A 14453-nucleotide genomic window follows, 5' to 3' on the forward strand; every position below is an offset into this window, starting at 1 on the left:
GGTCGGCGAAGGCGCAGGCAACGCGCTTGGCAACCGGGCCAAGCAGTTCGCCACCGACTACGCCACCGAAGTCGCCTCCGATATCGGCTCCCAGGCCGCGATGGCCGCGATCACCGGCGAAGAATTCGAACTCTCGGCCGACACGTTCACCAGCGCCGCCGCCGGCGCCGCGCAGAACCAATTCGACCGCGGCGGCAACGACAACGGCGGGGCGAGAACGGGCCTGCGGGCGGCTCCGAAAACGACGGCGGGCCCAATGGTTCCGGCAATGACAGCGGAAACAACAGCGACGAGGGCGGAAACCAGAGCACCGGCAACGACGGTGACCGCGGCGGAGACAACCCCAGCGGCAACAATGATCGCGGCGGGGAGAATTCACCGAACAACACCGGAAACCAGCCCGGCCAAACCACCCCCGCCAACGCCAACAGCAACGCCAACGACTCCGGCAACGGCAACAGCAACAGCAACAGCAACGGCAACGAGCCTCCCGCCCGCACCCAACCCGCCTCCAGCGGCGCCCCCGATAACAACACGGGCCCCACTAACAGCGAGAACCCCAACTCCGGCGCGAACAACCCGGACGGCTCCAACCAGCCTCCGAATCAGCAGCCGACGCAAACCGCCCCTGCCGGAACCGAAACCGGCACCCAGCACGACGGCAACCAGTCCGGCAACACCCCGCCCGCCGAACAACCGCAGCCCAACAGCCCCGGCAACAACCCGAGCGACGGCGCCAACCCTCCCGATAACACCAACAGCCCAGGCGGCAACACCCCGTCGAACGACCCGGCGACCCAACCCTCCTCCACCCAGGCCGAAGGCGACGATCGCGGCGGAAACGAGCGCCCGAACCACTCCGGCAACGAAGGCCCCTCGGGCAACAACGCCCCCACCAACCAGAACCCGACACCGAGCTCCCTGGACCTGCCGGCTCAGGACGACCCCTCGACTCAGCCGACCCAGACCCCGAGCTCCCTCGACCTCCCGCCTCAGGACAACTCCGGCACCGGAACCCAGCCGCCGAACTCACCGAACACCCCGCAGGACAACTCCGGCACGGGCACACAGCCTTCGAACTCACCGAACAGCCCACAGGACGACTCGGGCACCGGCGCGCAGTCGCCGAATTCGCCGAACCTACCGCCGGATAACTCCGCCAACCCCAATGGCACCCAGTCCCAGGGCAACTCAGGCAACCCCACCCAACCGCCGAGTTCCCTGGACCTCCCGAACCAGCCCACCTCGTCCACCCCCGGCACGACTCCACTCGACCTCCCGGACCAGGGCAACCAGAACACGCCGTCACCCAACCAGGACCCCGGCCTCGACCTACCTCCCCAAACGGACGCCCCGACCAACGCACCCACGCGCCCTCTCGACCTTCCCGCCCAGGACCCGAACACCGGCACCGAGAACACCAACTCCCCGACCCAGGGCGCCACAACCACCGGCCAGCCCTCCACCGGCATGCCGTCCGCGGGCCAGCCGGCCATGGGCAACCCGTCCACCAGCCAGTCCAGCACCGGCATGCCTTCCTCCGGCGTCCCGTCCTCGCCGAGCCCGTCGGGCACACCATCCACACCGACGTCTCCGCCCACGTCGAACTCACCGGACACCAACTCGCCCAGTCCCACTCCGCAGCGCGGCAACACCACCGACAACCCGACGTCGACAACCGACACCTCGACCACGGCAGCGTCCTCCGCTACGGCCACCGCCCCGCCACCCACCACCTTCACGCCTCCGGCCCAACCCTCCGACTCCCCGCGCTCCACCCACTCCGCAGACCCCGCAGCCGCGCCGGCGCAAGCAGCCCAGCCGACCTCGCAGCCCCGAACGCAGCGTCCGACAACGCAACCCGGCCCGTCATCGACCCCTCCGAACAACTCGCCTGCCGACCGCCCCGGCCCCGCCAATACTTCGCCGTCGCCCGGCCCCGCCCGATCTAACACACCAGCCGGAAGCCCCACCAACGGCCCCAGCGCGCCCAACAACCCGTCAGCCCGCCCGGCCCGACAGAACACTCCGGCGGACACCACCGATGGTCCCACCCCGGCCAATGCTCACCCGAATCCGTCATCCGGCCCTGCCCGACCCGACACCATACCCCCGGGCAGCGCCACCAACCCCAGCGCGGCCGACGCAAACACCGATCCGGCATCGAGCCCCACCCGCCCGAACGGCTCGAATCAGTCCGGCCGTCCCGGCCCAGCCGATGGCTTCCGCGACTCGAATCCCAACGGCTCCACGGACCCCAGTCGGCTCGGCCCGAATCCGACGACCCAGCCCACCGGCCCCCACGCGACGAATCCCCCGGCGCGCACCCCGGATTCACCGCAACCCCACCGTCCCGGCCACAATCCGGCCATCCACAAGTACGTGGCCCACTTCAACGACGGCCGCCCGATCCCCCGCGACCCCTTCTACGCGGGCCAGTACAACCCGCACATCGGCCGCTACCAGCCGACCGAAGCCGAATTCCAAGCCGAACGCGCCCAACTCGCGAACTCCGCACCCAGCCGCCCGACCGCGCCCGGCCAACCGAACACCACCCCGCAGGCTCACCCAGGCACCCCGCACTACCCCAATCAGCCGAACCCGAATACCGCACCGAACCCGTACAACCAGACGCCGACCAACTACAACCCCGGCAACCCCGCCAACTTCCCCGACTCCCGCGCCCCCATGTCGGAACCCCCGACAACCCCCAACCGCGGCACCCCCACCCAGCACCCCGGGTACGCCAACTACCCCAGCCCACAGGGCAACCCGACCCATCACACCCCGAACAACTCACCCCACTCCGGCCAGCGCCCACCAGCCCAGCAACCGCCCCGCCCGACCCCGGGCAACCCCACCCGCCCGAACACCCCCAACCAGCACGGCGGCCCCAACCACACCCCGCCCTCCAACTACACCCCTGCCTTCGAAACCCAGAAACGCAGCGCCCAAGAATGGCTCGACCGCCTCAACCGCATGGGCGGCACCCACCCCAACTCCTCCCCCTGGGCCTCCCCGAACCACTCCACACCCCCGGCCGACTCCACCTCACCGCGATCACCGGATCCATCCACAACACGCCCGACCGACCCGATCCCGAACCGCCCGACCAACACTCCGGCCAACCCCACGCCATCCCGGACGGCCGACCCAAGCTTCCCCACTCCGAACCGTCCGTCCGACCCCGCACGCACCGACTCCGCTCCGAACCGGCCGACGGATGCCGCACCGACCTCGACTCCACACCGGCCGGCCGACTCGAACCCACCCCGCCCAGCCGAGCCCACCCAAACCCGGCCGGCCGACTCCACCGCGCCCAACGGCAATCAGCCCACCAACCAGGGCCCCATCCCCGCCGACACCCGCACCCCGAAGCCCGACGCCCCGTCGTCCCCCGACAAATCCGATGTCACACCGCCCACCAAGCCGGACACCACCCGCGACACCGGTCTCCCCGACAACGTCAACCACACCCCCCACAGCACCAGCATCGGCGACGACCCCACCACGCATCGCGTCCGCGAAAACCTCCGCAACGAGGGCCATTTCGACCTCATCATGCACGCCGACCGCAACGGCGACCCCGGCCTCACCGCCGACCAAATGGTCCGAGCCATCCAAGACAACCCCAACTACACCCCCGGCACCCCCGTCCGAATCGCCGGCTGCCACCTGGCCAACAACCCCACCCTCGCCCAAGACATAGCCAACCGCCTCAACGCCCCCGTCACCGTAGCCACCGACGCAGTAGGCGTCCCCAACAAACCCGATTCCCCCGCCCACATCCGCAACGGCGGCCAATGGGTAACCCACCACCCCGCCTCCCCCACCGGCGAAACCCCCACCCCCACCCGCCACGAACCGTCCACGCCATCCCCCTCCGATCCGAGCGAGCCTGTGGATTACATGGCCACAGAGAACGACGGCGACGGTGGCGCTCCCCCGGGAGTCCGCTTGCCAGACGGGACATTCCTTCCCGATGGCGAGTACCAACGTGTTGTCAAGGGAGCCGTGACCTACTACCTCGACTCCGAGGGACGACCGCTCGCTGCTGTCGCCGAACTCAACCCTCCCGCCAGGTATAAAAAGCGTGGTGTAGGCCACCTCGATCACACTGAGGGGTGGATCGACGGTCTGGATAACCGAGGGCATATGGTCCCCGAAGCTGGCGTTGAGAACCATAAGGACGTGAATGTGAGAGAGAACATTTTCTCTCAGCAAGGAAACGCGAACACTTCGGCAAAGAAGAAATGGGAGAACGCGGCAATCAAGTATGCGAAATCCCATCCGGGAACAACCATGGTTGCTACAATTAATGGTCGAGTCGATACAGGACGACCAGTAAGTTCAACTTATTCGCTCTACGATAGCGACGGCAATGAAATACCCGGTTTTCGCGTTACAATCGACAACCCGAACACCACGCAGCGAGCAAACACAGCACCACCGAATCCAACCTATCCAAGCCCTTGAGTCGCCCGACACACTCAACAAGAATTGAGGTTCGGAATGCCACGCGTTCCACTGGATGAGCAACACGCACTCGACGGAACGATTTCTACACTTGTACTCGAGGAGATGTACGAAGAAGATACTTCTGCTCAATTGGTTATCGAGTTGACCAACGAGGGAATCCAAGTGAGGCTCGAGGCAAGTACTCAATCCATGATAGTCCCATCCGATGACCTGTACCAGACAGTGGGTCAACTCGTAAATCTCCACGAACGCTCAGGTTCCGGGCTCGCGCGGGCGGTATACCGATACACCAAAGAGCCGAGCGGTAGTTGGCGGATGTCGGCAGATTTCTCATACCGAGAAGCGTGAGGAACCTATCGATCCAATCTGATAGGTTTCTTCCTCATGACTGCAATGGAAACATTTGAAGCCTACACTTCCTGGCTCCGCGACAATGTGCCGTTGGCATATGAGAACCTCGCTCCCCCCGCGACTCCGGCTCAGCTGGACGAGTTGGAAGCACTGATCGGAAAAGAACTCCCAGCCGATGTCAGGGGTGTGCTCTCGATCCACAATGGCCAACGGAAGACGATGACTGCGTCGCGCTCCGCGTATGCGAATCCGTGCCTTCCTACATTGTCGTTTCTCTCGACGGAATCGATCGCCGAATGCTGGCAGGAATGGGCGGAGGTTCGCAGCGCTTCGGATATCGAAGATCTACAGGAAATGGGCGGTGTGCTGCCCGGCGCCGAAGGTCGGGTCAAGCCGCTCTACACTTCTCCGGGCTGGATTCCGCTGTGGTCCGACCCACGAGAACCGGACTATATCGGCCTCGACCTCGACCCTGACGAGTACGGGATCGCCGGTCAAATAATCAATTTCGGCAGGAACGAGGATCAACATTTCCTGGCCGCGTCGAGTTTCGGCGAGTTGCTGTTGATCCTGCACGATGAGGTTCGAACCGGAGCCTGGCGAGCTACACAAATCAGCGATGGTGCGCAGATGCTGCCATGGTTCGGGGATCCCGAAGAGCACTTCTTCAATGCACTCTACGAACGATTCGAGCAGCGGTCGATTACAGACTAGAACGCAATTCCGGGCGCATCGGGCTACCCGGTCGGATGCACGCGGCGGGTGACGGACTCCGGCTGCTGGGCGTGAGCAAGCGGGACCGGAGGGGCCGGGCCATGATTCCGAAGGGTTTTTTATCCAGAAAGATTGAGGAAAGAGTTGACAGAGATCGAACGCCACTACTCGCCCGGAACAGACCCCGTCGAGTACGCGAGATTTTTTGACAAGCCCTGACCGAGGATATCGAAAAACTCGTCACCAAGCCGGCTCCTTCGCACGATTTGACATTGTCGACCGCGAAGACCTGTCTATACGCCAGGCTGCAGATCGACCCCCGCGCCGCGAAGATCGAAACGTGGGAAACCGTAGTGAACACCATGCAGATCGCATTCGCATTGATGCAGGCCGCGAACACCCCGAAGGGCCACACCTTCCAGTGGGTCAGGGAACGGTAGGCGACTTGTCGCCTCTACCGAGAAAAGCGCCCTCGCGGCCTCTCACCTTTGATGCAACGAGGGCACGTCCCGAGAGATCGACCTTTACCGGAGCTTCCATTCGGTGACGAGCAGGTCTATGAGCGCTTGATGCCGCGCCTCGACCAGGTCAGGAGTCCATTCTCGGTAGCCGAATGCCTGCGTCGTCAAGGCGAAACCGGCGCCTGCAGTGGCATACTCGGATTTCATCCCAGCGAAGTCGACTCTGTCGACTCCGTGGCGTGGCCGGCGGTCGAGCAGGAGCAGGTTTCCCAACCGGTACACCCAGGAGTGCCGCTGCTCCGGGGTGAAATCGCGAACCCAGCCGTTGTCAGGCAGAGGATTCGGGGGCAGCACAAACTCGATGCTGATGGCGTCTGGACGGCGCGGTTCTGGGTCCCCGCCAAGGAGTTCCTCGAGCCGCAACAGGACGTAGCGGGCTATGTCTGGCATTCGGTACAGCTCACCGTCCAGCCGTCCGCGCCCGAGCCGCTTCTCCTCGTCATTGAGCCCGAATGAAGGCGCGTCGAGTCCTGCGCCTTCGCGCAGTTCCTTGCGGAGTCGGCCGAAGCGGGTTGCACGCAATCCAGGATTATTGCCGAGGAGCAGCAGCCACGCGCACAGTCGCTCGAGTCTCCGGAAGAGCTCATCGATGAACACCGGAGCGTCGCTATGGTTTTCGATGGCCCACACCGCCACCGAGCGCCAGTCCCGGTAAGGCAGCCTGGCAAGCCGCTGCAACCACTTTCTGATCGGCTGCCAATCTGCGCTGAAGCTGACCGCGGGTGCGAACTCCAACCCGCGCACATCCATGGCAGCGAAGATCCGGTATGCACTGACGCGATCGGCGGCAACCCGCACCGCCAGATAGGCCGGTTGGTTCAGGAGGGTAAAGAGCTCTTTGCGCCGAGCGCAGCTCCAATCCTCGATCTGGTCGTACAGCACCGCCGCGTTGTCGCGGATGGCTCGCTGCGATTCGGTCTCGACTGCGTGATCCGGCAGCGTGATCAGGTCGAGAATGTTGCCCGGTTCCTGCACATACTCGGCGAAGAATTGGCGATTAGGCCGATGTATCGCGATCCTCGGCCAGGACTCGTGTCCGGAGAGTTCGTGGCGCGATCTGACGATCAGATCATTCCAGTCGTCGGCCTCTTTGCCCGAGGACAGGTCTCTGAGCACCGCCCATAGGATGGTCAACGTGGTCAACCGCTGCTGACCGTCCATAATTTCTAATTCACTCGACGACTTTTGCACCAGCATCATCCAGCCGAGAAAACACAAATCCTCTGCGGCGATGGCGTATTCCAGCGAATCGATCAGATGTAGCGACTGATCCGTGCTCCACAGGTATGGGCGTTGATAATCCGGGATGATCAGTTGGTGGTCGCCCGAGAAGACTCGCCCCAGCGGGAGGCTGTGGATAGTCAAGGTTTTCGAGGTCGCACGTCGGTGGCCGCGTCGAGACGCTGCGGCGAACGGCGAAACTGCCACCGTTACTCCCTACCCATAGCGTGGGTTGTGCCCCCGCACGGCCAGACCAACACACGACAGACGCGCGGTGGAAATCGATGTCCCTCCGACCCGAGCAATGCGGTCAGGTCAGGTTGTAGCGGGCGCGGACGCGTGTCCACGGGCCTACGAACCGCCATCGGATCCCCTCCTACCTGGACCATTCTATCGACCACGATTGTCGGCACCGAGCCGCGTTACGCGTCTGGACTGATACTGGCCAACTACTCTGAACACTGTGACCCCGATGGCCAGGGAGTTTTCCGCGTACGGCCTCTCGCACCTGGTCGTGCTCGCGGTGTTCGTCGTGGGGGCGGTCGCGGTGGTGGCGATCGGGCGGCGGGAACGGGGGGAAGCCGGTCCGAGTGGGTTCGGTCGGGGGTTCGGGGTGGTGACGCTGGGGATTTACGCGGTGGTCCTGGGGGCGACGATGTTTCCGCCGACGGTGGGGCAGTCGGTGCCGTTGCGGTTGACGGATTTGGCGACGGTGGTGGCGGGGGTTGCGTTGGTGACGGGGTGGGGGTGGGCTTATGCGTTGACCTACTACTGGTGCCTGACGTTGAGTACGCAGGCGTTGGTGTCGCCGGCGTTGGAGAGCGAGGACTTTCCGCACTATGAGTTCTTGGGGTTCTGGGCAATTCACCTGCTGGTGGTGTGGGCGGCGATCTACCTGACGTGGGGTGTGGGGATGCGCCCGGATTGGGGTAGTTATCGGATCGCGGTGGGGGCGACGGTGGCGTGGGTCGGGGTGACGTTCGTGTTCAATTCGCTGGCCGGCACGAATTATGGGTTCGTGAACCGGAAGCCGTCGACGCCTTCACTGCTCGATGTGCTCGGCCCGTGGCCGTGGTACCTGGGCACCGTCGCGATCATCTTGCTTGTCGTGTGGGCGTTGATGACCTGGCCGTGGGTGCGGAACCGGGACGGTCAGAAGTAGCTCATCATCGCCGCGTCGAACTCGTCGGAGTCGGGGACGGCGGCGGGTGGGCGGTAGTCGAGTCCGCGGACGTGGGTGAGGAATTCGTCGGGGATGTCGATGGCGTAGCGGCTCAGGTAGTGGATGGAGTCGACCCGCCAGATCCAGGTGCCGTCGGAGATCAGGGATGCGGCGCTGGTGATCTGCTGGGTGTTGTCGATGAGGTCGCGTTCCACGTCGAGCACGTCGAGGACGGGTGGGGCGGCGCGCAGGTAATCGACGATCCGGGCGCGGTCGTCGATGGGGCGCTGGGTGAACGAGCCGAACAGCGACGGCAGATCGTCGTGGCCCCCGCTGTACATCTCCCGGAATATGCCGACCGGCCGCAGCACCGTCATGAAAACTCCCTCCTCCGTGCTGCGGTTCATGCTAGTCGGCCACGGGCAGGGCTGCGTCATCCTGACTGCGGCCGGATACGCCGCAGCCGCCTCGATTTCCTTCGATCCGCATGCGATCCGGCGGGCCCTCGCACACCGCGACGACGCTCGGCGGCGGTCACCATGCGGGGCACCGCCGCCGAGCCCGCACGGCAGCTCAGCTGAAGGACTCGGGACCGAAGCGGCCCCACGCCACGAAGGCGGCGAGGGCGAGGTAGACGAAGGTCAGCGCCACGAATTTGTACTGCTGGTAGCGGGCGTGGGTGAGCATCGCGCCGATCATCAGCAGAATCCAGCAGACCGCCGTCACCGCAACCATGACGGGCGCGATGTCGAGGACGGCGGGCAGAATCAGGCCGGCCGCGGCCAGGATTTCGACCACACCGAGGGTTTTGACGAAGCCGGCACTCGCGTGCTCGGTCCATCCACCGCCGGACTTCGCGCCCAGTTCGTCGAGTTTGTCCTTGGGCATGAACGCTTTGGAGGCGCCACCGAACAGGGCGATGGCGGCCAGCAGTCCGGCGGAGATCCAGAGGGCGAGGTTCATGAGCTTTCTCCTGACATGCGCGTGACCGGGCAGGGCCGGTCGTCGACGGAAGTTCCCGTCGGTGGAACCGATCGCGCATTAGATGACGCGCACCTGGAGGTTGTGACAGCTCCCTGACGTGATCTGGGTCATGCTTTCGCCGTGACGGCAGCTATGCGTATACGTATACTGCAAAGGTGTTGGATCCCTTGAGCCTCGCTGTCGGCGGTGGCCTGGTACTCGTCGGCTGGGCTGTCGGTCGCTTCGCGCAGCGCCGGCCTCGACAGGCGAAGCAGATCAGCCCGCGCTGCGGTTGCGGGCACGACCTGGCATTGCACGATCGGTCCACCGGTAAATGCCACGCCGAGATCTCGCGTCGGGGCATGCACGGCATGCGGGAATGGGTGAGCTGCAACTGTCAGCGCTACACCGGACCCACCCCGCTCGAGGACGTTTTCGCGCCGCCGATTCTTCCGCCGGAATCCTGACCGGACGCAGGTCCCGGGCGCGCACCCGGCTGTGCGAGGATGGAGTTACGTGACGGGAAGGATCCAGCCGTGACTATGGGCATGGTGTTAGGCGACCACGCTGCCGCGCTTCGAGCGGGACAGCGACCGTCAGTGCCCTCCTGGTGACACCCAGATAGCCTCGTCGCACTCCGGCTCGAAGCGTTGCTGAGCAAGCACCTTCGAACAGTTCTGGAGTACCTCATGGCAATGGTCCAGTGGATCGAGGACGGCAGCGCCCGGTCCGCGCGCTGGCATTCGGAAAGCGATGCGCCCGCACCGGCTCGCGTTGTCGTCGTCGATGATCGCACCACCGCGAAGTCGGCGTACCGCATGGCGCGCAATGGCATGGGGCTGTTGTGGCGCGGCGACTTTCACAACGCTCGCCAACTGTTGCGCGCGGTGGATCGACTACAGAGCTCGCGTTCCGGGCCTATCGGCGACGGTGCGGCGGAGCTGTTTCATCGTCATCGCGCCAAGCGCACTGAACGGGCACGGGTGCTGGGCCGCCTGATGGTGCTGCTCGAGCCCGACCATTCACTGCTGCTGCGCCGGGCCCCCGATGTACGGGCGGCCTGCGATCACGCCTACGGCGCCGCCGATGAGAGCACGTGTGTGTCGTTGACCGAACTGCTCGGGGTGATCGGTGCCTACCAGTGGCATCAGCGGGGCGTCGAGATCGAGGCACTGGGTGCGCGTATTCATCCTGCGTACGGCGTGTTCTCACCGGTGCGCGGTGAGTACATCGACCTCGTCGCCGAGATGCCGTTCAGCCCGGGTGGCACACCCGCGAAGGTATTCGATCTCGGTACCGGGACCGGGGTGCTCGCCGCCGTCCTCGCACGTCGCGGGGCACGACACGTGGTGGGCACCGATATCAATCCGCGCGCGGTGGACTGCGCCTCGGCGAATATGCGGCGACTCGGGTTCGCCGACCGGGTACACATCATCGAGGCCGACCTGTGGCCGAGTGGACGCGCCGACCTGGTGGTGTGCAACCCGCCCTGGCTGCCCGCGCAGCCGAGCTCGGATCTGGAGCTCGGCATCTACGACCCGGATTCCGATGTGCTGCACCGTTTCCTGGACGGTCTCGCCGCACATCTCACCCCTGCCGGTGAGGGCTGGCTGGTGCTGTCCGATCTCGCCGAACACCTCGGACTGCGCACCCGCGACGCATTGCCCGCCCGGATCGCAGCGGCCGGACTGCGCGTCGTGAGCAGGCACGACACGCAGCCACGGCATGCTCGCGCGACCGATGCCGCCGACCCGCTGCACGAGGCGCGCAGGCGTGAAGTCACCTCGCTGTGGAGGTTGGTGCGCGACGAGGCGGCATCCGCGGCACGCGGGTGGCGGTGAACTCAGCCGCAGTGCTCTGGCGTGTTGTTCCCCCAGGCGGCGGTGAAGCCGTTGTGCTGCGCGTCACCGCCCCACCTGATGCACTTGCCGGCGGCATCGACCTTGACCGGACCGGCGTAGTACGCGTACTGGCCGAAATCGACCACCGGGTTCCCACCCCACAGTCCCACGTCGGCCCCTGTCCAGGTCTTCTTGCCGATGTCGATCCGCTTCCAGGTGACGACGCAGTTCGTCCGGCCGTTGTAGAGCAGGTAGACCGTGGCGAAATTCTTCAGGTCATGGGTGTCGATCACGTGGTAGCTGCCACCACCGCACGCGGCGACCGGGGACGATGCCGCATTGGCCGGGGCGGCCGCGGTCAGCGATCCCGCGAGAATCGCTGCCAGAGCGAGGCCGAGCCGGGCCCCATAGTTGATCACGCGCATCGTTCGAACTTCCCTTCACACGAACCGATTCACCGCGGCGACCCGACGTGGGCGGCCGGTTACCGTATGGCAATCGGTGAACAAGGCACATCCTGCCCCGGGTCGACGGAATGAAGTTCCCAGCGGTGGATGGTGGTCGGCGGGTACGTCGCCTCATCCAGCCGCGCGCGAATCCGGTTGTACCGACGTGTAGGTGTCGATCGTTCGCCGTCCGTGCCGGCCGGGGCTCAGTGGTAGAAGCACACCAGGTCGCTGCCGCCTTCGACGCAGGTGTTGGCCCATGCGCGTAGTTCGGTGATGGAATCGACCAGGTACGTCTCCTCGATGGTGGACAGGTCGGCGGCATTCAGGGATTCGGCCAGGGGTTTCAGTTCGGCCAGAGTGAGGTGGCCGATGCAGGGGAAGTCGTCGATCGGGGGAAGATCGACCGGGGAGCCGGAGTAGATGAGGTCGGTGGGGTCGAAGGCGACATCGACGGAACGCAGCGCCGCGCCAACGGCATCGAACCCGGACGTGCGGATCGGGTACCAGTGACCATTGGGTAGCCAGCCGCCGAATCGCTCGCACAGCACCTTCAGTGCGTAACCGTAAGCCCAGCCTTCGGAACCGGTGGGCTCCTGGGCGAAGAACAGCTCGCGTAGGGCCGTGCGGACTGCCGGCTCGTCGAGGGAATGCGCGTGTACCTGCGTCATCCAGTCGAAGAACTCCTCCGGCTCGGAGGTGAATGTGGACGGTGCGAGGAGATGCTTCACCTCGACCGAATACGCCATGATCCCGTATCCCACCCCATGACTCCCGTCTTATCGATCAACGATGCGGCGCGGTAGTGCGCCGTTCGTGATGCCGACTCTATCGGGTGGGTCCGACAAGTTGTGGCTGCTCGGCCGTCACCCGAATAGTTTTTTGTGACAACCAGTTACAGCGAAGGCGACGGAATATTCAACGGTTGAATATTTCATCCTTGAACTCCAATCCTTTTGCGTAAGAGCGGGTTTCGACTGATGCCAGGGTGCTATAGTGGGTTCGGGGTTGTTGGGGCGGTATCTGGTGTTGATCAGCGAACCATCTGCGGTGGGTGTGTTGTGCCGGGCGGAGGACCGTAGGGTCCGGGTCGTGTAAACGCCCAGCATGGCTTCCACCGCAGTGTCATTGCTCTACCCGTTTGCGGGTCGAATGGCCCGCCCTCGATGGGGAGGATCCATGCAGGACACCACTTTGCCGCGCCGCCGACTCGGCAGCTACCTGATGGACTGGCGCAGCCGCGCCGGGCTCAGCCAGCCGCAGGCAGCAGCGCTACTCGGTATCGGCTCCACCACGTTGTGGCGGCTGGAACACGGACACAACGACAGAGTCAACATCGGCCACATCGAAGCGGCCTGCGAGCTGTACGGGGTGCCCGAACACCTCGTCGCCGCCTACGTCGGCCTGGCGCGGCAGGCGAGCGAGAAGAGCTGGTGGCATGAGTTCGGGGATCTGATTCCCGAGACGTTCGACGTGTATATGGGGATGGAAGGGGCGGCGCAGAAGTTCATCTCGCATCACGTGGAGTTGGTGCCGGGGATTGTGCAGACGGCGGACTACACGCGGGCGTTGGTTCGGGAGGCGCTGCCCGACGAGACTCCCGCCGAACACGAACGGCGGGTGCAGATGCGTCAGTACCGACAGATGATTGTCACCCGGAAGCGGCACCCGGTGGAAGTCCAAGTCGTGCTGCACGAATCGGTCCTGCGCCGCACGATCGGCGACGGGAAGACCATGGCGGTCCAGCTCAAGCGACTCGCAGACCTGAGCACGCGGCCGAACGTCAGCATCCGAATCATGCCCATCGGAGCCGGAATACCCGGGGGCCGGGCAGTCGGACAGTTCACGATCCTCGAGTTCGGCGCCAATCGTGCCGGAGTTCCGGCGGAGCCGCCGGTGGTCTACGTGCCCGGGCTGGTCGGTGACATGTATTTCGAGAAGCCCAAGGATGTGCACCGGTACCATCAGGTGTACAAGGCATTCGAGGATTCCGCTTTGGATGCCGTGGACAGCAGGGGCCTGCTCCGCCAGGTAGCAAAGGAGTTTCTACAGTGAACAAAGACCTATCTGACGCCCGTTGGTTCAAGAGCAGCCGCAGCGACGCCGTCAAGGACTGCGTGGAGGTCGCGTTCCTCGATTCCGGGTTGGTCGGTGTGCGCGACTCCAAGAACCCGAGTGGCGGGGCACTCGTCTTCGGGCCGGGTGAGTGGGAAGCCTTCACCGCTGGAGTGGCGGGCGGCAAGTTCAGCCGTCGGTAGCACTCGGAAAGGTCTCGACCGTGAACAAAGACCTATCCGGCGCCCGCTGGTTCAAGAGCAAGCACAGCGACGCGTCAACCGAGTGCGTAGAAGTCGCCTTCGCCGACGGAGGCCTGGTGGGTGTCCGCGACTCCAAGAACCCGAGTGGAGGAGCGCTCGTCTTCGGGCCCGGTGAGTGGGAAGCCTTTACCGCCGGAGTGGCGGGCGGCAAGTTCAGCCACCGGTAGTCGGCGGCGAGTTCGATTCTCACTGATACGCGTCGAGTCCTGAGCAGCAGACTGCCCAGGACTCGACGCTCCACTCCACTCCCGTCACCCAAACAACCCAGCGCCTCTCTCGGCGCTCATACTTCGCACACCTTGTGGTCACTCAGCGGGGACCGGAACGTGTGCGAAGTCGCCACAACCTATGCGATGGGTGGGGCGGCTGGGCGTGCGGCAAGCGTTTGGCCGCTGGGGTGCCGAACGGCTGACGCGGGACGAATTCCTGCCGTCCGG

At 64.9% G+C, this 14453-nt stretch carries 16 protein-coding genes; 9 read left to right on the forward strand and 7 right to left on the reverse strand.

Translation table 11 applies throughout. The features are described from left to right. Together FEK34_RS30395 and FEK34_RS09915 are read right to left on the reverse strand one after the other, a co-directional pair. Nucleotides 1–181: hypothetical protein (locus FEK34_RS30395; RefSeq protein WP_212748735.1), on the reverse strand; the 181-nt coding region annotated here is incomplete at its 3' end. Nucleotides 182–992: 811 nt separating this feature from the next. Continuing rightward, nucleotides 993–1742, reverse strand: a complete 750-nt coding sequence (locus FEK34_RS09915) for a hypothetical protein (RefSeq protein ID WP_138447594.1) — start codon at nt 1740–1742, stop codon at nt 993–995. A gap of 640 nt (nt 1743–2382) precedes the next feature. Between FEK34_RS09915 and FEK34_RS09920 the strand changes: the two genes are divergently transcribed. The 3 genes from FEK34_RS09920 (at nt 2383) to FEK34_RS29935 (ending at nt 5984) form a co-directional block, all read left to right on the forward strand. Further along, nucleotides 2383–4476, forward strand: coding sequence for a hypothetical protein (locus FEK34_RS09920; protein ID WP_138447595.1), 2094 nt, complete (start codon nt 2383–2385; stop codon nt 4474–4476). A gap of 387 nt (nt 4477–4863) precedes the next feature. Continuing rightward, the gene (locus FEK34_RS09925) at nt 4864–5544 is read left to right on the forward strand and encodes an SMI1/KNR4 family protein (RefSeq protein WP_138447596.1); all 681 of its coding nucleotides are present in this window, start codon (nt 4864–4866) and stop codon (nt 5542–5544) included. 272 nt (nt 5545–5816) lie between these two features. Beyond that, nucleotides 5817–5984 (forward strand): hypothetical protein, encoded by a 168-nt coding sequence (locus FEK34_RS29935; RefSeq protein WP_171048126.1) that lies wholly within the window; start codon nt 5817–5819, stop codon nt 5982–5984. An 84-nt stretch (nt 5985–6068) separates the two neighbouring features. Here FEK34_RS29935 and FEK34_RS09930 read toward each other — a convergent pair whose 3' ends face one another. Further along, complete coding sequence (locus tag FEK34_RS09930) at nt 6069–7493, reverse strand: DUF262 domain-containing protein (RefSeq protein WP_138447597.1); 1425 nt, start codon at nt 7491–7493, stop codon at nt 6069–6071. A gap of 265 nt (nt 7494–7758) precedes the next feature. Here FEK34_RS09930 and FEK34_RS09935 point away from each other — a divergent pair, with 265 nt between their 5' ends. Beyond that, complete coding sequence (locus tag FEK34_RS09935) at nt 7759–8448, forward strand: YwaF family protein (protein WP_138448075.1); 690 nt, start codon at nt 7759–7761, stop codon at nt 8446–8448. Here the strand turns inward: FEK34_RS09935 and FEK34_RS09940 are convergent. Continuing rightward, a complete protein-coding gene (locus FEK34_RS09940; protein WP_138447598.1) occupies nt 8439–8825 on the reverse strand; it encodes a hypothetical protein in 387 nt (128 codons plus the stop codon). The two genes, FEK34_RS09935 and FEK34_RS09940, sit on opposite strands and share 10 nt — an antisense overlap. 196 nt (nt 8826–9021) lie before the next feature. Further along, on the reverse strand, nt 9022–9411 hold the full coding sequence (locus FEK34_RS09945; protein WP_138447599.1) for a DoxX family protein: 390 nt from the start codon (nt 9409–9411) through the stop codon (nt 9022–9024). 176 nt (nt 9412–9587) lie between these two features. Here FEK34_RS09945 and FEK34_RS09950 point away from each other — a divergent pair, with 176 nt between their 5' ends. Beyond that, nucleotides 9588–9878: a hypothetical protein gene (locus tag FEK34_RS09950; RefSeq protein WP_249357754.1), complete on the forward strand. Its 291-nt coding sequence runs from the start codon at nt 9588–9590 to the stop codon at nt 9876–9878. A 222-nt stretch (nt 9879–10100) separates the two neighbouring features. Further along, nucleotides 10101–11252, forward strand: coding sequence for a methyltransferase (locus FEK34_RS09955; RefSeq protein WP_138447600.1), 1152 nt, complete (start codon nt 10101–10103; stop codon nt 11250–11252). A gap of 2 nt (nt 11253–11254) precedes the next feature. Here FEK34_RS09955 and FEK34_RS09960 read toward each other — a convergent pair whose 3' ends face one another. Further along, nucleotides 11255–11677, reverse strand: a complete 423-nt coding sequence (locus tag FEK34_RS09960) for a hypothetical protein (RefSeq protein WP_138447601.1) — start codon at nt 11675–11677, stop codon at nt 11255–11257. Between the two features lie 227 nt (nt 11678–11904). Next, nucleotides 11905–12447 carry a DUF7691 family protein gene (locus tag FEK34_RS09965; protein WP_138447602.1) on the reverse strand — a complete coding sequence of 181 codons (543 nt, stop codon included), beginning with the start codon at nt 12445–12447 and terminating at the stop codon, nt 11905–11907. Between the two features lie 358 nt (nt 12448–12805). On the opposite strand from FEK34_RS09965, the gene FEK34_RS09970 reads away from it, so the two are divergent. Genes FEK34_RS09970 through FEK34_RS09980 form a run of 3 tightly spaced genes read left to right on the forward strand, consistent with a single transcriptional unit; the run spans nt 12806 to nt 14183 of the window. After that, the gene (locus FEK34_RS09970; RefSeq protein WP_349292422.1) at nt 12806–13753 is read left to right on the forward strand and encodes a helix-turn-helix domain-containing protein; all 948 of its coding nucleotides are present in this window, start codon (nt 12806–12808) and stop codon (nt 13751–13753) included. Beyond that, nucleotides 13750–13956 carry a DUF397 domain-containing protein gene (locus tag FEK34_RS09975; protein WP_138447603.1) on the forward strand — a complete coding sequence of 69 codons (207 nt, stop codon included), beginning with the start codon at nt 13750–13752 and terminating at the stop codon, nt 13954–13956. The genes FEK34_RS09970 and FEK34_RS09975 overlap by 4 nt, the downstream gene beginning before the upstream one ends. A gap of 20 nt (nt 13957–13976) precedes the next feature. Beyond that, entirely contained in the window at nt 13977–14183 is a 207-nt protein-coding gene (locus tag FEK34_RS09980) for a DUF397 domain-containing protein (RefSeq protein WP_138447604.1), read from the forward strand. Nucleotides 14184–14453: the final 270 nt, after the last annotated feature.

It is taken from the genome of Nocardia cyriacigeorgica (assembly GCF_005863245.1).
In the GTDB taxonomy this organism is placed as follows: Bacteria; Actinomycetota; Actinomycetes; order Mycobacteriales; family Mycobacteriaceae; genus Nocardia; species Nocardia cyriacigeorgica_C.